This window comes from Microvirga sp. 3-52 (assembly GCF_018383585.1).
Lineage (GTDB): Bacteria > Pseudomonadota > Alphaproteobacteria > Rhizobiales > Beijerinckiaceae > Microvirga.
Genome location: NZ_JAHAMK010000049.1, coordinates 1 through 21,965, shown reverse-complemented (window position 1 = coordinate 21,965; position 21,965 = coordinate 1). Strand labels below are relative to the sequence as shown.

Here is a 21,965-nt window from a genome sequence, read left to right as displayed (position 1 = left end):
ATGGTGATGCCGGGCGACAACATCACCATGGAAGTGACGCTGATTGCGCCGATCGCCATGGAAGAGAAGCTGCGCTTCGCCATCCGCGAAGGCGGCCGCACCGTCGGCGCCGGCGTCGTCGCCGCCGTGATGGACTGATACCGATCCAGGTGGCGGGCTTCCGCCACCTGTTGACCGCCGGAGGAGTGTAGCTCAATCGGCTAGAGCACCGGTCTCCAAAACCGGGGGTTGGGGGTTCGAGTCCCTCCACTCCTGCCAGCGGTCGACAAAGCGGGCGTTTTACGTTAGAGAAGCGCCCCATAGATGGTTTGAACAGGTGGCGCGGGGCTCGGAAAGCAGCCTCGCGCCCCTTCAATTTGGGCTCAAGCGTGCCCTTAGAGGACGTTCGCAGCCGCTCTCAAGGCGATGTGGACGCAAGGGAAATGGCGAAGACGAACCCGTTCGATTTCATACAGCAGGTCCGCTCGGAAGCCGCGAAGGTGACCTGGCCGACGCGCAAGGAGACCATGATCACGACCGCCATGGTGTTCGTGATGGTGGTGGTTGCCAGCCTGTTCTTCCTGGTCGTCGACCAGGCGATCGGCTGGGGCGTCCGCTCGGTGATCCTTGGGCTTGGCGGTTAAGGGGTGGATGCAATGACGAAGCGTTGGTACATCGTCCACGCCTATTCGAATTTCGAGAACAAGGTCGCTCAGTCGATCAAGGATCAGGCGGCGCAGCGCGGCCTGGAAGACAAGTTCGACGAAGTCATGGTCCCGACCGAGAAGGTCGTCGAGGTGCGCCGCGGCCGCAAGGTCGACACCGAGCGCAAGTTCTTTCCGGGCTATGTCCTGGTGAAGTGCGACCTGACCGACGAGGTCTACCACCTCATCAAGAACACGCCCAAGGTGACGGGCTTCCTGGGAGCCGACAAGTCCAAGCCGGTTCCGATCCCGGATCGGGAAGCCGAGCGGATCAAGGGCCAGGTGGCCGAGGGTGTCGATCATCCGAAGCCGTCCGTCAGCTTCGAGATCGGCGAGCAGGTCCGCGTTTCCGACGGCCCGTTCGCTTCGTTCAACGGAGTCGTCGAGGAAGTCGACGATGCCCGGGCTCGCCTCAAGGTGGCGGTCTCCATCTTCGGCCGCGCCACGCCGGTCGAACTCGAATACGGTCAGGTCGAGAAGATCTGATCGGTAGGGAAGTGATACTTTTCCGGTAGAGCTTTCCAGGCCCCTTGATAGGGGCCTTCATCCGCGGGAGGTCTGCCCGGTCGCCAGCCGGGAGCTTCAGGCTGCACCGCGATCTGCAACTGCCATTCCGCTCGGTTGGCGCCGGGCGGTTGGTCCATTGGGAGCAGTCCTATGGCAAAGAAAATCTCGGGCTACGTTAAGCTTCAAGTGCCCGCAGGCGCAGCCAATCCGTCGCCGCCGATCGGTCCGGCGCTCGGTCAGCGCGGCCTGAACATCATGGAATTCTGCAAGGCCTTCAACGCGAAGACCTCGCAGATGGAGAAGGGCACCCCGATCCCGGTGATCATCACCGCGTATCAGGATCGTTCCTTCACCTTCGAGATGAAGCAGCCCCCGGTCTCGTACTGGCTCAAGAAGGCCGCGAAGATCGACAAGGGTTCGCAGACCCCCGGCAAGGGCGGCAATGTCGGCCGCGTGACCCGCGACCAGATCCGCGAGATCGCCGAGAAGAAGATGGTCGATCTCAACTGCGACACCGTTGAATCCGCCATGGCCATGATCGAGGGCTCCGCGCGCTCGATGGGCATGGAAGTGGCGTAAGGAGGGCATGATGGCTGTAAAAGAAGGTAAGCGCATCCGCGCCGCCCGCGAGGGCATCGAAGTCACCAAGCTCTACCCGATCCAGGATGCGGTGAAGCTGATCAAGGAACGCGCCAAGGCGAAGTTCGACGAGACCATCGAGGTCTCGATGAACCTCGGCGTCGATCCCCGTCACGCCGACCAGATGGTCCGCGGCGTCTGCAACCTGCCGAACGGCTCCGGCCGTACGGTCCGCGTTGCCGTGTTCGCCCGTGGCGCCAAGGCCGACGAGGCCAAGGCCGCCGGTGCCGACATCGTCGGGGCCGAGGAGCTGTTCGAGGCCGTCAACGGCGGCACGATCGACTTCGATCGCTGCATCGCCACCCCGGACATGATGCCGCTCGTCGGCCGTCTCGGTAAGGTTCTCGGGCCCCGCGGCCTGATGCCGAACCCGAAGGTCGGAACGGTCACCATGGACGTGAAGGGTGCCGTCGAGGCTGCCAAGGGCGGCGCCGTCGAGTTCCGCGTCGAGAAGGCTGGTATCGTCCATGCCGGCATCGGCAAGGCTTCCTTCGACGAGGGCAAGCTGGTGGAGAACATCAGGGCTTTCGCCGATGCGGTCTCCAAGGCGAAGCCCACGGGCGCCAAGGGCACCTACATCCAGCGCGTCGCCGTCTCTTCGACGATGGGCCCGGGTGTGAAGGTCGATCCCGCCTCGGTGATCGGCGGCTGATCGAGCCCATTGCCAGAAAATCGGAAAAGCCCGGCCCTCGTGCCGGGCTTTTTCATTTCAGGGTCCATTCTCGCCCGTCTTCGTGCAAAAAAGTTTCGGCGGGATGTCGATTGGGCCGATGCCCGTTCGTCGTAGAGGAAGGAGAGCCCCTATGGCCTCCCTGAATCGCAAGGAGATGAAACGATGCGCGTGATGGTGTTGGTCAAGGCCACCGAGGACAGCGAAGCGGGCGTCATGCCCACGACCGAGCTTTTCGAGGCCATGGGCCGGTTCAACGACGAGCTGATCAAGGCCGGCGTCCTTCTGACCGGGGACGGGCTCAAGCCCTCCTCGCAGGGCAAACGGGTCGCCTTCGACGGTCCGGGCCGCACCGTCATCGACGGGCCCTTCGCCGAGACCCGCGAACTTGTCGCCGGCTTCTGGGTCTGGGAGGTCAAGGACATGGCCGAGGCAGTCGAGTGGGTGAAGCGGTGTCCCAACCCGATGTTCGGCCCGAGCGAGATCGAGATCCGGCCGTTTTACGAGATGTCGGATTTCGGCGACGTCGTGACACCGGAAATCGCCGAGCAGGAAAGGCAGCGCCGCGAGAGGACCTCGGGCCAATGAGCCCCGCCTGTCGGGCGCCCGGGCGTCGGACGACCCCTTGAGCGCGACCGTGGCGGCAACCGAATCCCACCGGGCGATCGAGGCGATCTTTCGGATCGAGCGGGCCAGGCTCATTGCGCGCCTGGCCCGGATGGTGCGCGATGTGGGGCTGGCCGAAGAGCTGGCGCAGGACGCCTTCGTCACGGCCCTGTCCGAATGGCCGAGAGCCGGCGTTCCGGCCAATCCCGGCGCCTGGCTGACCGCCTCGGCCAAGCGCCGGGCCATCGACCTCCTGCGGCGCGACCGGATGCTTGCGCGCAAGCACGCCGAGATCGGCCGCGACCTCACGGATGTGGACGATACCGGCATCGCGGCGATCGAGGCGGCGATGGATGACGATGTGGGCGACGAGTTGCTGGGCCTGATCTTCGCGGCCTGCCATCCGGTTCTTTCCCCCGAGGCCAGGGCCGCCCTGACCCTGCGGCTGATCGGCGGGCTGACGACGGAGGAGATCGCTCGCGCCTACCTGTCCAGCGAGCCGACCGTCGCCCAGCGGATCGTCCGGGCAAAGAAGACGCTCGGCAAGGCCGGCCTCTCCTTCGAGGTGCCGCGCGGACAGGAGAGACGGGAGCGCCTGGCCTCCGTTCTCGAGGTCATCTACCTGATCTTCAACGAAGGCTATTCCGCCACTTCGGGCCAGGATCTCATCCGGCCCGCCCTCTGCGCCGAGGCACAGCGCCTGGGCCGCATCCTCGCCGGTCTCATCCCAGACGAGCCGGAGGTCTTCGGTCTTCTTGCCCTGATGGAGATCCAGGCGTCTCGGCTGACGGCCCGCCTCGATCCCGACGGCATGCCGGTTCCCCTGACCCACCAGAACCGGTCCCGGTGGGACCGGCTCCTGATCCGGCGCGGCCTTGCCGCGCTTGAGCGCGCCGAAGCCCAGGGCGGCGCCGATGGGCCTTACGCCCTGCAGGCCGCGCTCGCCGCATGCCATGCACGGGCGAACCGGGTGGAAGAGACCGACTGGAGAAGGATCGCCGGGCTCTACGACCAGCTTCGGGCGGTCATGCCCTCGCCTGTGGTCGATCTCAACCGGGCCGTAGCCTACAGCATGGCCTTCGGCCCTGAGGCTGGCCTCGCGCTCCTTGACGAAATCGACCAGGAGGCCGACCTAAGGAACTACGCCCCCTTGCCGGCGGCCAAGGGAGACTTTCTGCTGCGGGCGGGACGTCCTGCCGAAGCCAGGGTTCAGTTCGAGCGGGCGGCGGCACTCAGCCTCAATGAGCGCGAAAGGGCCTTTCTGCTCGGACGGGCAGGGGCCTGTTCCGGCTCAGACGCCAAGCAAGAGCGCTGACAAGCGGGTCCGTGCTTGCCGCTGCCGCGCCAGACGCCACGGTAACCGTGTTGGTCGAGCAGGCATTCAGGCCGCGCCCGGCCCGGAGAAGACACATGAGCATCCAGAAGATCTACACCGCATTGCTGACCGCGGACCTTGCGGCGGCCGAAGGCTGGTATGCGAAGCTGCTCGGTCGTGGACCGGATTTCCGGCCGATGGACACGATGGTGCAGTGGGACCTCTTCGACCGGGGCGGGCTGGTGCTTTCATCGTACGGGGAGATTGCCGGCAGGGGCGTGATGTTCCTGGTCGTCGACGATGTCGCGGCCGAGCGCCGCAGGCTGCAGGGCCTGGGGAACGTGCTCGGGGACGACATCGAGGGCGACTACTCGACGCTGGCCCAGCTGCGTGATCCTGACGGCAACCTGCTCACGCTGGCGGCGCCGCCCTCGCGGCCCTATCCGCCGGCATGACCGTGCCGGTGATACGACGTAACGTAAATTAGTGCGGCAACCCGGCAAAAAGCCTCTTGGCAAATGCTTCAGAAAGGCTTAATAGAACGCGTTGAGTTTCCAATATAGGCCGAGGCTCCGTTTTTGCGCGGGCTTCTGGCTGCGAATCCGTCCCGGAGACGGGGCGGTGACAAGCCGGCGAGCCAAAGGGCGACCTTTGGCGCGTTCCGGCTATGTCCTGTCCGAGACTGCAGGTGCTGGCTTGCCAGTTTAATTCGAAAGATCCTGCATAGACGGGGAAGCCGAGTTTTACGCCTGTTAACGCAGGTGACAAGGATCGGTTCGAACCATCTCACCCGGTGCGCCGCCAGGCGTCATTTGGGGGACAGGGCTTGCGAGAGCGTCGTTCAAGATGCCTCGGATGCAAGTCCGGGCCTTGAGCGGCAAATGCAACCGGCGGATATTCCCGCCAACCGGAGAGAGCCCAGTGGAAAGAGCAGCAAAGCGCGAGCTCGTCTCGACTCTCAACGACGTGTTTAGCACCACGAGCGTTGTCGTCGTCGCCCACTATGCTGGTCTCACGGTCGCCGATATGCAGAAGCTGCGCGCGCAGATGAAGCAGGCCGGCGCCACCGTGAAGGTCGCAAAAAACAGCCTCGCCAAAATCGCTCTCGAAGGCAAGGACGTCGCGTCCATCTCGGACCTTATGAAAGGTCCGACCCTGATCGCTTATTCGAGCGATCCGGTCGCGGCTCCCAAGGTCGCTGTCGATTTCGCCAAGGGTAACGACAAGCTCGTGATCCTCGGCGGTGCAATGGGCGCGACCGCCCTGAACGTGGACGGAGTGAGGGCGCTAGCCACTCTGCCGTCCCTTGATGAACTGCGCGGCAAGCTGGTCGGCCTCATCCAGGCCCCGGCCACCAAGATCGCTCAGCTCAGCACTGCGCCGGCGGCGAAGCTCGCCCGCGTATTCGGGGCCTATGCCAAGACAGGCGAAGCGGCGTGAGGCCGTAACCTCAACCATCAAACCGTTCGAACTGAACTTAAGGAACTAAGAAATGGCTGATCTTGCCAAGCTCGTTGACGATCTTTCGTCGCTGACCGTTCTCGAGGCCGCCGAGCTCTCGAAGATGCTCGAAGAGAAGTGGGGCGTTTCCGCTGCCGCGGCTGTGGCCGTTGCCGCTGCTCCCGGCGCCGGCGCTGGCGCTCCTGCCGCTGAAGAGCAGACCGAGTTCACGGTCGTCCTGGCCGGTGCCGGCGACAAGAAGATCGAGGTCATCAAGGAAGTCCGTGCCATCACGGGCCTGGGCCTGAAGGAAGCTAAGGACCTCGTCGAAGGCGCGCCGAAGCCTGTTAAGGAAGGCGTTTCCAAGGACGAAGCCGAGAAGATCAAGGCGACCCTCGAGAAGGTCGGCGCCAAGGTCGAGCTTAAGTAATTTTGCGGCCGTAAAGGCTGCAGGGTTACCCCCGAGAAATCGGGGTTCAAAAACACACGGTCCCAGGCGTTTTTGCCTGGGGCCGTTGTGTCGTCAAAGAGGTCCAGCTCCCTGCGGGCGCTTTGGCGGCACGTCGGAAGGTCCGAGAACGGACCTGAATTCTTGCGGTTAGCGGGCGGATTGAGCCGCCGGGCGGCTAATCGAGGAGCCTGATCTTACGGGGTTCTCGATTAGCCGTGTATGAGGAACGAGGTCCAGATGGCCAACACACTGATCGGCCGGAAGCGCATTCGCAAGTTCTTCGGGAAAATCAAGGAAGTGGCGGAGATGCCGAACCTGATCGAGGTTCAAAAGGCATCCTACGACCAGTTCCTGATGGTCGAAGAGCCAAAGGGTGGCCGGCCGGAAGAGGGCTTGCAAGCCGTCTTCAAATCGGTTTTCCCGATTTCGGACTTTTCTAATACTGCCCTGCTCGAGTTCGTGAAATACACGTTCGAGCCCCCGAAGTACGACGTGGACGAGTGCCGCCAGCGGGGCATGACCTTCGCTGCGCCGCTCAAGGTCACGCTGCGCCTCATCGTGTTCGATGTGGACCCGGATACCGGCGCCCGCTCCGTGAAGGACATCAAGGAGCAGGACGTCTACATGGGCGACATGCCGCTCATGACCGACAACGGCACCTTCATCGTGAACGGCACCGAGCGCGTCATCGTCTCCCAGATGCACCGTTCGCCGGGCGTGTTCTTCGACCACGACAAGGGCAAGACGCACTCGTCGGGCAAGCTGCTGTTCGCCGCCCGCATCATCCCGTATCGCGGCTCCTGGCTCGACATCGAGTTCGACGCCAAGGACATCGTCTACGCCCGTATCGACCGCAAGCGTAAGCTCCCGGCTACGTCGCTGCTCTACGCCCTGGGCCTCGACGGGGAGGAGATCCTCAACACCTTCTACAACCACATCATCTACAAGCGGGACGGCGACGCCTGGTCCGTGCCGTTCGATGCGGAGCGCATGAAGGGCTTCAAGGCCTCCGTGGACCTGGTCGACGCCAAGTCCGGCGAGGTCGTGCTCGAGGCCGGCAAGAAGCTGACGGCACGCGCCGCCCGCCAGCTTGCCGAGAAGGGCCTCAAGAACCTGCGTGCGACTGACGAGGACCTCTACGGCCAGTATGTCGCGGAAGACCTCGTGAACCCCTCCACCGGCGAGGTCTACGCCGAGGCGGGTGACGAGATCACCGAGAAGCTGCTGAAGGGGCTGCTCGATTCCGGCTTCGCCGAGATCCCGGTTCTCGACATCGACCACGTCACCGTCGGCCCGTACATCCGCAATACCCTGGCCGTGGATAAGGCTTCCTCCCGCGAGGACGCCCTGTTCGACATCTACCGGGTCATGCGTCCGGGCGAGCCGCCGATCCTCGAGACGGCGGAAGCGATGTTCAACTCGCTGTTCTTCGACGCCGAGCGCTACGACCTCTCGGCCGTGGGCCGCGTGAAGATGAACATGCGCCTCGACCTCGACGCCGAGGACACCGTGCGCACGCTCCGCCGCGAGGACATCCTCGCGGTGACGAAGGCGCTCGTGGACCTGCGCGACGGCAAGGGCGAGATCGACGACATCGACCACCTCGGCAACCGCCGTGTGCGTTCGGTCGGCGAGCTCATGGAGAACCAGTACCGTCTGGGCCTCCTGCGCATGGAGCGCGCGATCAAGGAGCGCATGTCGTCGGTCGACATCGACACCGTCATGCCGCAGGACCTGATCAACGCGAAGCCGGCCGCCGCCGCGGTGCGCGAGTTCTTCGGCTCGTCGCAGCTGTCGCAGTTCATGGACCAGACGAACCCGCTCTCGGAAGTCACGCACAAGCGTCGCCTCTCGGCCCTCGGCCCGGGCGGTCTGACCCGCGAGCGCGCCGGCTTCGAGGTGCGCGACGTGCACCCGACCCACTACGGCCGCATCTGCCCGATCGAGACGCCGGAAGGCCCGAACATCGGTCTGATCAACTCGCTGGCCACGTTCGCCCGCGTCAACAAGTACGGCTTCATCGAGACGCCGTTCCGCCGCGTGCGCGACAGCCGCGTGACGGATGAGGTGATCTACCTCTCCGCCATGGAGGAGGCCAAGTACAACATCGCCCAGGCCAACTCGGCCCTGAACGACCAGGATACCCTGACGGAAGAGCTCGTGATCTGCCGTCGCGCCGGTGAAAACATCGTCGTGGCTCCCGATCGCGTGGACCTGATGGAAGTGTCGCCCAAGCAGCTCGTGTCGGTCGCTGCCGCGCTCATCCCGTTCCTCGAGAACGACGACGCGAACCGCGCCCTCATGGGCTCGAACATGCAGCGCCAGGCCGTTCCTCTGGTCCAGGCGGACGCTCCGTTCGTCGGCACCGGCATGGAAGCGGTCGTGGCCCGCGACTCGGGTGCCGCCATCGCGGCCCGCCGCACCGGCGTGGTCGACCAGGTGGACGCGACCCGTATCGTTGTCCGCGCGACGGAGAACACGGATCCGACCCGTCCTGGCGTCGACATCTACCGCCTGCAGAAGTTCCAGCGCTCCAACCAGTCGACCTGCATCACGCAGAAGCCGCTGGTCCGCGCCGGCGACCTCGTGCGCAAGGGCGACATCATCGCCGACGGTCCCTCGACCGAATACGGCGAGCTGGCGCTCGGCCGGAACGTGCTCGTCGCGTTCATGCCGTGGAACGGCTACAACTTCGAAGACTCGATCCTGCTCTCCGAGCGGATCGTGAAGGAAGACGTCTTCACCTCGATCCACATCGAGGAATTCGAAGTGATGGCCCGCGACACGAAGCTGGGTCCTGAGGAAATCACGCGCGACATTCCGAACGTTTCGGAAGAGGCGCTGAAGAACCTGGACGAGGCCGGCATCGTGTATATCGGCGCCGAGGTCCATGCGGGCGACATCCTCGTCGGCAAGATCACCCCGAAGGGCGAGAGCCCGATGACGCCGGAAGAGAAGCTTCTGCGCGCCATCTTCGGCGAGAAGGCCTCCGACGTTCGCGATACCTCGCTGCGCGTGCCCCCGGGCGTGACCGGCACCATCGTGGAAGTCCGTGTCTTCAACCGTCACGGCGTCGACAAGGACGAGCGCGCCCAGGCCATCGAGCGCGAGGAGATCGAGCGTCTCGCGAAGGACCGCGACGACGAGCAGGCGATCCTCGACCGCAACACCTATGCGCGTCTGGCCGAGATCCTCTCGGGCAGGACCGGCGTTGCGGGCCCGAAGGGCTACAGGAAGGACGCCACGATCACCCGCGAGCTCCTCAACGAGTATCCGCGGTCGCAGTGGTGGCAGTTCGCGGTCGAAGACGATGCTCTGATGACCGAGATCGAGGCCATGCAGAAGCAGTACGACGAGTCGAAGAAGCGCCTCGAGCAGCGCTTCCTCGACAAGGTCGAGAAGCTGCAGCGCGGCGACGAGCTTCCTCCCGGCGTCATGAAGATGGTCAAGGTCTTCGTGGCCGTGAAGCGCAAGATCCAGCCGGGCGACAAGATGGCCGGCCGTCACGGCAACAAGGGTGTCGTGTCGCGCATCGTGCCCATCGAGGACATGCCGTTCCTCGAGGATGGCACCCACGCGGATATCGTGCTCAATCCGCTCGGCGTGCCGAGCCGCATGAATGTGGGTCAGATCCTCGAGACGCACCTCGGCTGGGCTGCTGCCGGTCTCGGCAAGCAGGTCGCTCAGGCGGTCGATGCCTACATGAAGTCGGGCCAGTCCAAGGGGCTGCGCGATCAGCTCGTCTCGATCTACGGCAATCTGCCCGAGATCGAGCAGGCCTCGGACGAGGAACTCGTCGAGCTCGGCAACAAGCTGCGTCGCGGCGTTCCCTTCGCCACGCCCGTCTTCGACGGTGCGAAGGAGGCGGACATCGAGGCGATGCTCGAGAAGGCCGGTCTGAACCCTTCGGGTCAGGTGACGCTCTATGACGGACGCACGGGCGAAGCTTTCGACCGCAAGGTGACCGTGGGCTACATCTACATGCTGAAGCTCCACCACCTCGTGGACGACAAGATCCACGCCCGCTCCATCGGCCCCTACAGCCTCGTCACCCAGCAGCCGCTGGGCGGCAAGGCCCAGTTCGGCGGCCAGCGCTTCGGCGAAATGGAGGTCTGGGCCCTGGAGGCCTACGGCGCAGCCTACACCCTGCAGGAAATGCTCACGGTCAAGTCGGACGACGTGGCCGGTCGTACGAAGGTCTACGAGGCCATCGTTCGCGGCGACGACACCTTCGAGTCGGGCATTCCGGAGAGCTTCAACGTTCTCGTGAAGGAAATGCGTTCGCTCGGCCTCAACGTGGAGCTGACCAACTCCAAGAAGGCTGCCAACGAGCCGGGGCAACTGCCTCCCTCCGAGGCGGCCGAGTAAGCGCCCCGGGCGCTTCACATTCGACGTTCGGCCGCGGCTTCGATGCCGCGGCCCCATGCAATTGCCGGTGCGGGTGCTTATCTAGCGCCCTTCAGCCCAGGAGACGGCGATGAATCAAGAGGTCATGAATCTCTTCAACCAGACGGCCCAGCCGCAGAGCTTCGATCAGATCAAGATCTCGATCGCGAGCCCTGAGAAGATTCTGTCCTGGTCCTACGGCGAGATCAAGAAGCCTGAGACCATCAACTACCGTACGTTCAAGCCCGAGCGCGACGGCTTGTTCTGCGCGCGCATCTTCGGTCCCATCAAGGACTACGAGTGCCTCTGCGGCAAGTACAAGCGCATGAAGTACAAGGGCGTGATCTGCGAGAAGTGCGGCGTCGAGGTGACGCTGGCCCGCGTCCGTCGCGACCGCATGGGCCACATCGAACTCGCCGCGCCCGTCGCGCACATCTGGTTCCTGAAGTCCCTGCCGAGCCGCATCGGTCTGCTGCTCGACATGACTCTGAAGGATCTGGAGCGCATCCTCTATTTCGAATCCTACATCGTCGTCGATGCGGGCCTGACGCCCCTCAAGGACCGTCAGCTCCTCACCGAGGAGGAGTACATCCGTGCTCAGGACGAGTACGGTGAGGATTCCTTCACGGCCATGATCGGCGCGGAGGCCATCCGCCGGATCCTGCAGGAGCTCGACCTCGAGAAGACCGCGCAGGAGATCCGCGAGGAGATCGCCGTCACCACGTCCGAGCTGAAGCCCAAGAAGCTCATGAAGCGCCTCAAGATCATCGAGGCCTTCGTCCAGTCGGGCAACAAGCCCGAATGGATGATCATGACGGTCGTTCCGGTGATCCCCCCGGATCTGCGCCCGCTCGTGCCGCTCGACGGCGGCCGCTTCGCGACCTCGGACCTGAACGATCTCTACCGCCGCGTCATCAACCGCAACAACCGCCTGAAGCGCCTGATGGAGCTGCGTGCGCCGGACATCATCGTCCGCAACGAGAAGCGCATGCTCCAGGAGGCCGTCGACGCCCTGTTCGACAACGGCCGCCGCGGCCGCGTCATCACGGGCGCCAACAAGCGTCCGCTGAAGTCGCTCGCCGACATGCTGAAGGGCAAGCAGGGCCGCTTCCGCCAGAACCTGCTCGGCAAGCGCGTCGACTACTCGGGCCGTTCGGTCATCGTGGTCGGTCCTGAGCTCAAGCTGCACCAGTGCGGCCTGCCGAAGAAGATGGCGCTCGAGCTGTTCAAGCCGTTCATCTACGCCAAGCTCGACGCGCGGGGTCTCTCCGCCACCGTCAAGCAGGCGAAGAAGCTCGTCGAGAAGGAAAAGCCGGAAGTCTGGGATATCCTGGACGAGGTCATCCGCGAGCATCCGGTGCTGCTCAACCGCGCTCCGACGCTCCACCGCCTCGGCATCCAGGCCTTCGAGCCCACCCTGATCGAGGGCAAGGCGATCCAGCTGCACCCGCTCGTCTGCGCCGCGTTCAACGCGGACTTCGACGGCGACCAGATGGCCGTCCACGTGCCGCTCTCGCTCGAGGCCCAGCTCGAGGCCCGCGTGCTGATGATGTCGACGAACAACATCCTGCACCCGGCCAACGGTCAGCCGATCATCGTGCCGTCGCAGGACATCGTTCTCGGCCTCTACTATCTGTCCATCGTCTCCGACGGCCAGCCCGGCCAGGGCAAGGCCTTCGCCGACATGGGCGAGATCGAGCATGCCCTGAACGAGAAGGTCATCACGCTCCACACGAAGATCCGCTACCGCTGGGAAGGCCTCGACGAGGACGGCAAGCCGGTCTCGAAGATCGTCGACACCACGGCCGGCCGCGTGATGCTCTCGCGCCTCCTGCCGAAGCACCCGATGCTCCCCTTCGACGTCGTGAACAAGCTCATGACGAAGAAGGAGATCTCCAACATGATCGATGCCGTCTACCGGCATTGCGGTCAGAAGGAATCGGTCATCTTCTGCGATCGCATCATGGGCCTCGGGTTCTACAACGCGTTCCGCGCCGGCATCTCGTTCGGCAAGGACGACATGGTGATCCCGGAGAACAAGTGGGAGATCGTCGAGGAGACCCGTGCCCTCGCGAAGGACTACGAGCAGCAGTACCAGGACGGCCTCATCACCCAGGGCGAGAAGTACAACAAGGTTGTCGACGCCTGGGCGAAATGCTCCGACCGTCTCGCCGCCGAGATGATGAACCGCATCTCCACGGTGCAGAAGGACGAGCACGGCCGCGACAAGCCGGTCAACTCGATCTACATGATGTCCCACTCGGGCGCGCGTGGATCGCCGGCCCAGATGAAGCAGCTCGCGGCGATGCGCGGGCTCATGGCCAAGCCGTCCGGCGAGATCATCGAGACGCCGATCATCTCGAACTTCAAGGAAGGCCTCGACGTTCTCGAGTACTTCAACTCGACTCACGGCGCCCGTAAGGGCCTGGCCGACACGGCGCTCAAGACGGCGAACTCGGGTTACCTGACCCGCCGCCTCGTCGACGTGGCGCAGGACGCGGTCATCCGTGAACCGGATTGCGGCACCGAGAGGGGCATCAAGATGCGGGCCATCATCGACGCCGGCCAGGTGGTCGCGTCGCTGGCTTCCCGCATCCTCGGCCGCTCGACGGCGGAGGATCTGGTGGCCCAGGACGGCACGGTCATCGTCCCGACGGGCACGATGATCGAGGAGCATCATCTCGAGGCTATCGGCGCTGCCGGTATTCAGGAGGTGAAGATCCGCTCCGTGCTCGTCTGCGAGTCGAAGAACGGCGTCTGCGCCACCTGCTACGGCCGCGACCTGGCCCGGGGTACCCCGGTCAACCACGGCGAGGCAGTGGGCGTCATCGCGGCGCAGTCGATCGGCGAGCCGGGCACGCAGCTGACCATGCGCACCTTCCACATCGGCGGTGCGGCTCAGATCGCGGATTCGTCCTTCATCGAGTCGAGCTTCGAAGGCAAGATCGGCTTCCGCAACAAGAACATTGCGCGCAACTCCGACGGCGATCTCGTCGTTATGGGCCGCAACGTGGCTGTTGTGGTCATCGGCCAGGATGGCACCGAGCGGGCGGTTCACCGCCTGCAATACGGCTCCCGTCTGAAGGTGGACGAGGGCGACACGATCAAGCGCGGCCAGCGTATCGCCGAGTGGGATCCGTACTCCCGTCCGATCCTCACGGAGATCGACGGCACGGTGGGCTACGAGGACCTCGTGGACGGCGCGTCGATGATCGAGTCGATGGACGAGTCGACCGGCATCGCCAAGCGCGTGGTCATCGACTGGCGCGGTTCTCCGCGTACGGCCGATCTGCGCCCAGCGGTGGTTATCCAGGGTGCCGGCGGCAAGGTTGCCAAGGTCGCCCGCGGTGGCGACGCCCGCTACCTGCTGCCTGTGGACGCGATCCTCGCGGCCGATCCGGGCTCGAAGGTCAAGGCCGGCGACATCCTCGCCCGCGTCTCGACCGAGAGCGCCAAGACCCGCGACATCACGGGCGGTCTGCCGCGCGTGGCGGAGCTGTTCGAGGCCCGTCGTCCGAAGGACGCGGCGATCATTGCGGAGAAGTCCGGCACGATCCAGTTCGGCCGTGACTACAAGAGCAAGCGTCGCCTGACGTTGAACCCGCACGACGGCTCGGAGCCGGTGGAGTACCTGATCCCGAAGGGCAAGCACATCCACCTGCAGGACGGCGACGTGGTGGAAGTCGGCGACTTCATCGTCGACGGCAACCCGGCCCCGCACGACATCCTTGCGATCAAGGGCGTCGAGGAGCTGGCCGCCTACCTCGTGAACGAGATCCAGGAGGTCTACCGCCTCCAGGGCGTGCTCATCAACGACAAGCACATCGAGGTGATTGTTCGCCAGATGCTGCAGAAGGTCGAGATCACCGACGGCGGCGATTCCGAGCTGCTCAACGGCGAGCAGGTCGATCGTCTCGAACTCGAGGAGATCAACGAGCGTCTCGTGGCCGAGAAGAAGAAGCCCGCCGAAGGCGTGCCGGTTCTGCTCGGTATCACCAAAGCCTCGCTGCAGACCCGCTCCTTCATCTCGGCGGCGTCCTTCCAGGAGACCACCCGCGTCCTCACCGAGGCGGCGGTCAACGGCAAGGTCGACACCCTCGAGGGCCTCAAGGAGAACGTCATCGTCGGCAGCCTGATCCCGGCCGGCACCGGTGCCCTGACAGCCCAGGTCAAGGCCGTCGCGACCCATCGCGACGAGTTGATCCTGCAGCAGAAGCGCTCCGAGTCCCAGGCTCAGGTCAGCGAGCTGCCTCCGGCGGCGGAGTGATCTGTTCAGTCGGATGATCGATACGGGACGACGCCGTTGCTGATCGGCCGACGTTCAGAGCGCAATACCCACGGCGGAGCCGCCTCCTGGCTCCGCCGTGGGTTTTTTTTAGCCATCGCTGCAGGCGGCCCTCTTGCTGCGTTCTATGCCGACAGCACCGTGTTTCCTGAGCTTGAGGGAAACTGGGTCGTCACTTCCGGACGCCGTCAGCCGGTCTTACCACTTCCGGAGAAGTTCAGGATCGAGCCCAGTGGCCTGATTAAGAATATCGGTCTCGTCGGGAGCGGGTTCTGCGGAAGAAATTGCTACGCGCTCCATCTGCTCCGGACAGGAACAGAGTATCGTCTAAGCGTGAGCTTGGACGGACAGACAATCGAGGTCTCAGCGGACGATCCTAATGCCGTCGTGACAGCCAGCAGAGTCAGCCGTAATCCTTGATAGGATCCTACCGTGCGAAGTCACTCATCAATGCGGCTCGGAGAAGCCTTTGGATATCAGGTGGACAGTCCGAATGCTGTAAAGGGCAAGCATCCTTCGTAAGCGACGCAGTTACACGGACTTGAGGCGGCGCGGAGATACCTGCAAACTACAGAAACAAGCCAGCCAGCGACACAACGGGGGTCGGGCGCCCGTCGTCCGGGCGCCGGGATGGCATGTCGCCATAGGAACGCGCCATTCGAAAAAAGGTGATCTTTGGAAGGTCGCGTTTGAACTGCCGACGAGCCCCTTGGGCATAGGCCTTACGAAATGAGGGCTGGTGGTCGCCATAATACAGAACCGCGACGGGTCTGGAGCCGTTGGTCAGATCGCGTTCCAGCCTCAGCATCGTTGAATAGGTCTCGTTCAGCCGGCCGATATAGTCCGAAACTTCGCTGCTTCCTGCCAGGTTTCGATCGAACGGGCCTAAGGGTCCTTCTCGGCCGAAACCGTTACCATGCGGTCCGTGATTGCTATTAAAGCGCTTTTGGTTTCAGTGTAGGGCATAGCCGGCATGCCTGATCCAGCCTCGGGCATCCTTTGCGGTGATGGCGTTGAGGGCAGGTTTGAGTTCCGCCTCAAGGGCCTCAAGGGCCTCCAGGCTGCGGGCCGCTTTGGCCTTGAGCCGCTCTTTCACCTTGGCCCAGGCGTGCTCGATCGGATTGAACTCGGGCGAGTAGCGAGGGAGGTACAGCAGTCCAATCCCCGCCCGATCGAGCAGGTCCCGCACTTCCGTGGCATGATGTGGGCGCAGGTTATCCATCAACAGAATGGCATTCGGCTTCACCTGCCGGAGTTTCGGCACCAGCACCTGCTCGAGATAGGCCAGCAGCACCGGCGGAGAGGTCGAGGCCTCGATGCTCATCGTGGCGACCAGGCCCTCACAGGCGAGCGCCCCCCAGACCGTCAGCCGCTGCCAGGAGCCCAGCGGGATCGAACCATAGGCGCGTTGCCCGCGCGGCGCCCGAGCATGGGGGCGGGCCATCTTGGTGGTGACGCCGCTTTCATCCAGGAACACCAGCCGATCCACAGGCAGCGTGCTCATCTGCCGGCGGTAAGCCTCGCGCTCGGCCGCAATCTCGGGCCGCTCCTGCTCGGCCGCCCGAAGGGTCTTTTTTTCGGACGCAGCTTAAGGCGCTTGAGCGCCTCGCAGATCACCGCCAGACACACCGTCACGCCCGTTCGCTCGGCCAAGCGCTCGCGGTACTCGCGCAGCAGCGCGTCATTGTCCTCGATCACGAGCTGACGCAGCACCTCCAGAGCTGGTGCATCCAGGCGCGAGGGCACGCCGCCGCTGTGCGGCTTGGGAGCACGCCGGCCCTCCTCGCGCTCTTGGCGGCGCCAGTTCGACACGGTAGCGGGGCAGACCTGGAAGCGGCGAGCAATCTCGACCTGAGGAAGGTCGCCGCGCGCACCGGCGACCAGAACACGCGCACGCAGATCAGCGGAATAGGGCTGGGGCATGGCTTGCCTCCCGGGCCATATGCCTGTCAACGCACAGACCACGCGAATGGATTCAAGCCCAGATCAAAAGCGCTTTAGTCGAGACAAATATGAAGCGCGGCGTATCGCTCGGCTCCGACAGCAGCCTCCGAAGGGCATCGATGAAATAGATGTCACGCTGCTCCCGCCAATGGACGGGCGCGCCGACTGCCTGATTGTCCAAGAACGTATCGACGCCGTAGTTTCGGAAGCCTGTTCCGGCACCCGCAAAGAAGGGATCGGTCGTATAGATCGCGAACGTTCTGTAGCCCTGGGACTTCAGGTAGGCCGGGATGCATCCCTTGAGGAAAGGCGATACGAACAAATGAGGGTATAGGCCTGCATCGCCAAAGAGCGCATGGTTGATTCCGCAAAGCAGCTCGAACTCCGAGATCCAGCTGCCGCCCCCGTATGTGTTGACCAGAAGCGATCCCCCTAAGCTCCGCTGTTCGCCTTCTGCTGCCATTCTGCTCAAGTAGCCTGGAGCGCGGGAATATTCTTCGAGCAGATTAGGATCGAAGGTCGATTCCAGATGCACGAACACCAGATCCGGGCATGAAACGCACATTTGCGGGCTGGGCCCGGCCGCAGTGTGCAGAAGGGACGAACGACCGAGCGTCTCTGCATCCTTACGCAGGTTCGACCATGTTTGCGCCATACGTAGTCCGAAATTGAGGACATTTGCGACCCTCAGTCCACCGGGTTCAGTCGCTGTCAGGAAGGCATGGAAGGTCGATGTCGTCCTAAGATACTGACTATTTCCAAGGATGATGAGCTGCGTGCCGAGCAGCACCACGCACGAGCAGAACGCCCTATGTCGGGCAGAGCGCGCCCATGCTCCATCACCTCCTATTGTCCGCTCGAGGCGAAGAGCCAGTGGGGCTGTCCCGACGGCTATGCCGAACCACAAGAGGAACGGCCAAACTTCGCCCATGTACTGCCATGCTACGGTAGTGTCCCAATGGGCGACCATGTTGCCGACCAGGATCAGGTCATAAAGGTTGAGGTGCGACTGAACGTAGCTGAACTTGAGGCGATCCGCTTGATCAAGGCAAATGAGCACAGCTGATAGAACAAGCCCTGTGCACAAGGTATAGCGATTGGACGAAAGAACGGCGCCGAACAGATAAACAAGGATCCCGAAGACAAGCAGGGCTCCGGCGCCCGAATACTCCCGGGCTGCCGTCGATATCGCCACAGCCAAGAGCCACATCAGCACTCCGCCGACGAGCACCCGGTATAGGATCTTCGTTAATCCAGCAGGTGCCATATTGCCGACCTGTGCGATGTTGCTTATCGAGGCACAGCCCAAAGGCGCGCTCGCCTACTTCACTAAATGATATTACATTTGTACGGCGGCTGCACCATCTGTTCGTGGGGGCAGTGGTCCGCTTACGAAACGGAAAGGCTATACTAGAGAAAAGGGTCCGGCCAGCCGGGCCCGATACTGCTTCGCTACCCGCGCAAGCCGCCGAGCTTGGCAGCCATGTTCCTACCCGGCTTTGAACCGGATCAGGGCATGCCGGCCTGGGTGAAAGACGCGAAAAGCGAAAAGTGTTGACTTTCCGCGACTCGGGCGCTAGAGAGACCGGACTTTCCGGCTGGCCGTAGGTTTTAGCGAGTCGAGGCGCCTAGCTTCGACCCATGCCGCCTAAACGCTGCCGAACTCAACCTTGACTGACACATGTCAGATTTAGGGCACGACCGCGGTGCCAAATATCGTGGTCCTCTGCAACCGCACCGCGCCAGGGGCTTACCCAAGTCAATGGCGTGGCTTCGTTTTGTGCAACCTAAGAAGGTCCGCAGAAGCGAGGCGCAGCGTTCAACCGTTGAAGACACTCAAAGGCCACCGGGTCGGTGGCTGGTGAAAGAGGGCACAGGATGCCAACGATCTCTCAGCTGATCCGCAAGCCGCGGACGGCGCAAAAGAGCCGGAATAAGGTTCCCGCGCTTGAGGCCTGCCCGCAGAAGCGCGGCGTGTGCACGCGCGTTTACACGACGACCCCGAAGAAGCCGAACTCGGCTCTGCGTAAGGTCGCCAAAGTTCGTCTGACGAACGGGTTCGAGGTCATCGGGTACATCCCTGGTGAGGGTCACAACCTTCAGGAGCACTCCGTGGTCATGATCCGCGGCGGCCGCGTGAAGGACCTTCCGGGTGTCCGTTACCACATCCTCCGTGGTGTTCTCGACACCCAGGGCGTGAAGAACCGTAAGCAGCGTCGTTCGAAGTACGGCGCGAAGCGGCCGAAGTAAGCCGTTCACATCAATTCAGGTCGGAGCTAGCTCATGTCCCGCCGCCATAGCGCCGAAAAGCGTGAGATCATCCCGGATCCGAAGTTCGGGGATATCGTCGTCACGAAGTTCATGAATTCCATCATGTACGACGGCAAGAAGTCCGCTGCAGAGAGCATCGTCTACGGTGCCTTCGACAGCATCGAGAGCCGCGCCAAGGCCAACCCGCTCGAGGTCTTCAAGCAAGCCCTCGACAACGTCGCCCCGGCGATCGAGGTTCGTTCCCGCCGCGTCGGCGGTGCGACCTACCAGGTTCCGGTCGAGGTTCGCACCGAGCGCCGTCAGGCTCTCGCCATCCGTTGGATCATCCAGGCCGCTCGCGGCCGGAACGACAAGACGATGGTCGAGCGTCTCTCCGCTGAGCTGCTCGATGCCTCGAACAACCGCGGCAATGCCGTGAAGAAGCGCGAAGACACCCACCGTATGGCGGAAGCCAACCGTGCGTTCTCGCATTACCGCTGGTAACGGCCCTTAAGGAGCTTAGCGATGCCCCGCACGCACGCGATTGAGGACTACCGAAATTTCGGCATCATGGCCCACATTGATGCTGGCAAGACCACGACGACCGAGCGCATCCTGTACTACACCGGTAAGTCCCACAAGATCGGTGAAGTGCACGAGGGTGCCGCCACCATGGACTGGATGGAGCAGGAGCAGGAGCGTGGCATCACGATCACGTCCGCTGCTACCACCTGCTTCTGGAATGGCAAGCGTCTGAACATCATCGACACCCCCGGCCACGTCGACTTCACGATCGAAGTCGAGCGTTCGCTGCGCGTGCTCGACGGCGCCGTCTGCGTTCTTGACGGCAACCAGGGCGTCGAGCCCCAGACCGAGACCGTTTGGCGCCAGGCCGACAAGTACGACGTTCCGCGCGTTGTGTTCGTCAACAAGATGGACAAGACCGGCGCGAACTTCTTCAACTGCGTCGACGACATCGTGAAGCGCGTCGCCGGCAAGCCTGTCTGCCTTCAGATTCCGATCGGCGCCGAAAGCGATTTCCGGGGCATGGTCGATCTGATCAAGATGAAGGCCCTTGTCTGGTCCGGCGAGTCGCTCGGAGCCAGCTTCGACGAGGTCGAGATCCCGGCGGACCTGAAGGATCAGGCTGCCGAGTATCGCGCCAAGCTCGTCGAGGCTGCCGTCGAGATGGACGACGACGCCCTCGCTGCTTACCTCGACGGTCAGGAGCCTGATGAGACGACCCTCCGTCGTCTGGTCCGGACCGCCGTGCAGCGTCGCGCCTTCCATCCGGTGCTCTGCGGTTCCGCGTTCAAGAACAAGGGCGTTCAGCCCCTGCTCGACGCGGTCGTGGACTTCCTGCCGTCCCCGGCAGACCGCGAGGCGATCCAGGGCATCGACTTCAAGACCGAAGAGCCGACGATCCGCAGGCCGACCGACGAGGAAGGCTTCTCCATGCTCGCGTTCAAGATCATGGATGACCCCTTCGTGGGCACGATCACCTTCTGCCGCGTCTATTCGGGCAAGGTGAACGCCGGCGACACGCTGCTCAACTCGTCCCGCGACAAGAAAGAGCGCGTCGGCCGCATGCTGCTCATGCATGCGAACAACCGTGAGGACATCAAGGAAGCCTATGCCGGCGACATCGTCGCTCTCGCAGGCCTCAAGGAAGTCCGCACCGGTGACACGCTCTGCGACCCGAACAAGGCCGTGATCCTCGAGCGTATGGAGTTCCCGGAGCCGGTCATCGAGATCGCCATCGAGCCGAAGTCGAAGGCCGATCAGGAGAAGCTTGGTCTGGCCCTCTCGAAGCTCGCCGCCGAGGACCCGTCCTTCCGCGTCTCGACCGACCAGGAGTCGGGCCAGACGATCCTGAAGGGCATGGGCGAACTTCACCTCGACATCAAGGTCGACATTCTCCGTCGTACCTACAAGGTCGACGCGAATATCGGCGCTCCGCAGGTCGCCTATCGTGAGACGATCACGAAGAAGGCCGAGGTGGACTACACCCACAAGAAGCAGACCGGCGGTACGGGCCAGTTCGCTCGCGTCAAGATCGTCGTTCAGCCGAACGACCAGGGCGCCGGCTTCGCGTTCGAGTCGAAGATCGTCGGCGGTGCGGTCCCGAAGGAGTACATCCCGGGCGTTGAAAAGGGCCTCCAGTCGGTCGTGGGCGCTGGCGTCGTTGCCGGCTTCCCGGTGGTCGACCTGAAGGTCGAGCTCATCGACGGTGCCTTCCACGAAGTCGACTCGTCGGCCCTGGCCTTCGAAATCGCTTCCCGCGCTGCTCTCCGTGAGGGCCTCCAGAAGGGCGGATCGGTTCTGCTCGAGCCGGTGATGAAGGTCGAGGTTACGACACCCGAGGACTATACCGGCTCGGTGATCGGCGACCTCAACTCCCGTCGTGGCCAGATCCAGGGTCAGGACATGCGCGGCAATGCCGTGGTCATCAACGCGATGGTCCCGCTCGCCAACATGTTCGGCTATGTGAACACCCTGCGCGGCATGAGCCAGGGGCGTGCGAGCTACACCATGCAGTTCGACCACTACGAGCAGGTGCCGTCGAACGTGGCTGCCGAGGTTCAGGCGAAATACGCCTGAACCCACTGAACGAATATTTGAAAGATCAAAGGAACGGGTGCCACGATGGCGAAGGAAAAGTTTGAGCGCAATAAGCCGCACTGCAACATTGGGACGATTGGTCACGTGGACCATGGCAAGACGTCTCTGACGGCGGCGATCACGAAGGTTCTGGCGGAGTCGGGCGGGGCGACGTTTACGGCGTACGA

The 21,965-nt window shown here is 63.4% G+C and carries 18 protein-coding genes, 1 tRNA gene and 1 pseudogene; 17 read left to right on the top strand and 3 right to left on the bottom strand.

The features are described 5' to 3' along the window. The 13 genes and pseudogenes from tuf to rpoC all read left to right on the top strand — a co-directional run. Nucleotides 1–138: pseudogene (tuf, locus tag KHP60_RS23215) on the top strand (elongation factor Tu); the annotation flags it as partial. 43 nt (nt 139–181) lie between these two features. Next, a tRNA-Trp gene (locus KHP60_RS23210) sits at nt 182–258 on the top strand. A 164-nt stretch (nt 259–422) separates the two neighbouring features. Further along, a complete protein-coding gene (gene secE, locus KHP60_RS23205) occupies nt 423–623 on the top strand; it encodes a preprotein translocase subunit SecE (protein WP_173945259.1) in 201 nt (66 codons plus the stop codon). Between the two features lie 12 nt (nt 624–635). After that, nucleotides 636–1,169: a transcription termination/antitermination protein NusG gene (gene nusG, locus KHP60_RS23200; RefSeq protein ID WP_181052125.1), complete on the top strand. Its 534-nt coding sequence runs from the start codon at nt 636–638 to the stop codon at nt 1,167–1,169. A 171-nt stretch (nt 1,170–1,340) separates the two neighbouring features. Continuing rightward, the gene (gene rplK, locus KHP60_RS23195; RefSeq protein ID WP_152718393.1) at nt 1,341–1,769 is read left to right on the top strand and encodes a 50S ribosomal protein L11; all 429 of its coding nucleotides are present in this window, start codon (nt 1,341–1,343) and stop codon (nt 1,767–1,769) included. Between the two features lie 10 nt (nt 1,770–1,779). Continuing rightward, nucleotides 1,780–2,481, top strand: a complete 702-nt coding sequence (rplA, locus tag KHP60_RS23190; protein WP_213566650.1) for a 50S ribosomal protein L1 — start codon at nt 1,780–1,782, stop codon at nt 2,479–2,481. A 183-nt stretch (nt 2,482–2,664) separates the two neighbouring features. Then, nucleotides 2,665–3,087, top strand: a complete 423-nt coding sequence (locus tag KHP60_RS23185) for a YciI family protein (protein WP_213566649.1) — start codon at nt 2,665–2,667, stop codon at nt 3,085–3,087. A gap of 49 nt (nt 3,088–3,136) precedes the next feature. Continuing rightward, nucleotides 3,137–4,420: an RNA polymerase sigma factor gene (locus KHP60_RS23180; RefSeq protein WP_213566652.1), complete on the top strand. Its 1,284-nt coding sequence runs from the start codon at nt 3,137–3,139 to the stop codon at nt 4,418–4,420. A 95-nt stretch (nt 4,421–4,515) separates the two neighbouring features. Further along, nucleotides 4,516–4,875, top strand: coding sequence for a VOC family protein (locus tag KHP60_RS23175; protein ID WP_213566648.1), 360 nt, complete (start codon nt 4,516–4,518; stop codon nt 4,873–4,875). Between the two features lie 466 nt (nt 4,876–5,341). Further along, complete coding sequence (gene rplJ, locus KHP60_RS23170; protein ID WP_213566647.1) at nt 5,342–5,860, top strand: 50S ribosomal protein L10; 519 nt, start codon at nt 5,342–5,344, stop codon at nt 5,858–5,860. Between the two features lie 52 nt (nt 5,861–5,912). Further along, complete coding sequence (gene rplL, locus KHP60_RS23165; protein WP_213566646.1) at nt 5,913–6,290, top strand: 50S ribosomal protein L7/L12; 378 nt, start codon at nt 5,913–5,915, stop codon at nt 6,288–6,290. A gap of 258 nt (nt 6,291–6,548) precedes the next feature. Further along, nucleotides 6,549–10,679, top strand: coding sequence for a DNA-directed RNA polymerase subunit beta (gene rpoB / locus KHP60_RS23160; protein WP_213566645.1), 4,131 nt, complete (start codon nt 6,549–6,551; stop codon nt 10,677–10,679). 109 nt (nt 10,680–10,788) lie between these two features. After that, the gene (gene rpoC / locus KHP60_RS23155; RefSeq protein ID WP_213566644.1) at nt 10,789–14,964 is read left to right on the top strand and encodes a DNA-directed RNA polymerase subunit beta'; all 4,176 of its coding nucleotides are present in this window, start codon (nt 10,789–10,791) and stop codon (nt 14,962–14,964) included. A 970-nt stretch (nt 14,965–15,934) separates the two neighbouring features. On the opposite strand, the gene KHP60_RS23150 is transcribed toward rpoC, so the two are convergent. The 3 genes from KHP60_RS23150 to KHP60_RS23140 are packed head-to-tail and all read right to left on the bottom strand — an operon-like array spanning nt 15,935 to nt 18,193. Next, nucleotides 15,935–16,486, bottom strand: coding sequence for an IS630 family transposase (locus KHP60_RS23150; RefSeq protein WP_249689061.1), 552 nt, complete (start codon nt 16,484–16,486; stop codon nt 15,935–15,937). Beyond that, entirely contained in the window at nt 16,483–16,905 is a 423-nt protein-coding gene (locus KHP60_RS23145; RefSeq protein WP_213566643.1) for a helix-turn-helix domain-containing protein, read from the bottom strand. Before KHP60_RS23145 ends, KHP60_RS23150 begins: the two co-directional genes overlap by 4 nt. Before the next feature lie 52 nt (nt 16,906–16,957). Next, a complete protein-coding gene (locus tag KHP60_RS23140) occupies nt 16,958–18,193 on the bottom strand; it encodes a sulfatase-like hydrolase/transferase (RefSeq protein WP_213566642.1) in 1,236 nt (411 codons plus the stop codon). A gap of 611 nt (nt 18,194–18,804) precedes the next feature. On the opposite strand from KHP60_RS23140, the gene rpsL reads away from it, so the two are divergent. The 4 genes from rpsL to KHP60_RS23120 all read left to right on the top strand — a co-directional run. Continuing rightward, nucleotides 18,805–19,176: a 30S ribosomal protein S12 gene (gene rpsL / locus KHP60_RS23135; RefSeq protein ID WP_009764294.1), complete on the top strand. Its 372-nt coding sequence runs from the start codon at nt 18,805–18,807 to the stop codon at nt 19,174–19,176. A gap of 33 nt (nt 19,177–19,209) precedes the next feature. Next, nucleotides 19,210–19,680: a 30S ribosomal protein S7 gene (rpsG, locus tag KHP60_RS23130; protein ID WP_009764295.1), complete on the top strand. Its 471-nt coding sequence runs from the start codon at nt 19,210–19,212 to the stop codon at nt 19,678–19,680. 21 nt (nt 19,681–19,701) lie between these two features. Then, a complete protein-coding gene (gene fusA / locus KHP60_RS23125; RefSeq protein ID WP_213566641.1) occupies nt 19,702–21,777 on the top strand; it encodes an elongation factor G in 2,076 nt (691 codons plus the stop codon). Nucleotides 21,778–21,822: 45 nt separating this feature from the next. Next, nucleotides 21,823–21,965, top strand: a 143-nt coding sequence (locus KHP60_RS23120) for a GTP-binding protein (protein ID WP_249688973.1), incomplete at its 3' end; no start/stop codon positions are given.

Coding starts and splice junctions, on each gene's coding strand:
- secE (WP_173945259.1), top strand. CDS start 423: ATGGCGAAGACGAACCCGTTCGATTTCATACAGCAGGTCCGCTCGGAA.
- nusG (WP_181052125.1), top strand. CDS start 636: ATGACGAAGCGTTGGTACATCGTCCACGCCTATTCGAATTTCGAGAAC.
- rplK (WP_152718393.1), top strand. CDS start 1,341: ATGGCAAAGAAAATCTCGGGCTACGTTAAGCTTCAAGTGCCCGCAGGC.
- rplA (WP_213566650.1), top strand. CDS start 1,780: ATGGCTGTAAAAGAAGGTAAGCGCATCCGCGCCGCCCGCGAGGGCATC.
- KHP60_RS23185 (WP_213566649.1), top strand. CDS start 2,665: ATGCGCGTGATGGTGTTGGTCAAGGCCACCGAGGACAGCGAAGCGGGC.
- KHP60_RS23175 (WP_213566648.1), top strand. CDS start 4,516: ATGAGCATCCAGAAGATCTACACCGCATTGCTGACCGCGGACCTTGCG.
- rplL (WP_213566646.1), top strand. CDS start 5,913: ATGGCTGATCTTGCCAAGCTCGTTGACGATCTTTCGTCGCTGACCGTT.
- rpoB (WP_213566645.1), top strand. CDS start 6,549: ATGGCCAACACACTGATCGGCCGGAAGCGCATTCGCAAGTTCTTCGGG.
- rpoC (WP_213566644.1), top strand. CDS start 10,789: ATGAATCAAGAGGTCATGAATCTCTTCAACCAGACGGCCCAGCCGCAG.
- KHP60_RS23150 (WP_249689061.1), bottom strand. CDS start 16,486: ATGAGCACGCTGCCTGTGGATCGGCTGGTGTTCCTGGATGAAAGCGGC.
- KHP60_RS23145 (WP_213566643.1), bottom strand. CDS start 16,905: ATGCCCCAGCCCTATTCCGCTGATCTGCGTGCGCGTGTTCTGGTCGCC.
- KHP60_RS23140 (WP_213566642.1), bottom strand. CDS start 18,193: ATGGCACCTGCTGGATTAACGAAGATCCTATACCGGGTGCTCGTCGGC.
- rpsL (WP_009764294.1), top strand. CDS start 18,805: ATGCCAACGATCTCTCAGCTGATCCGCAAGCCGCGGACGGCGCAAAAG.
- rpsG (WP_009764295.1), top strand. CDS start 19,210: ATGTCCCGCCGCCATAGCGCCGAAAAGCGTGAGATCATCCCGGATCCG.
- fusA (WP_213566641.1), top strand. CDS start 19,702: ATGCCCCGCACGCACGCGATTGAGGACTACCGAAATTTCGGCATCATG.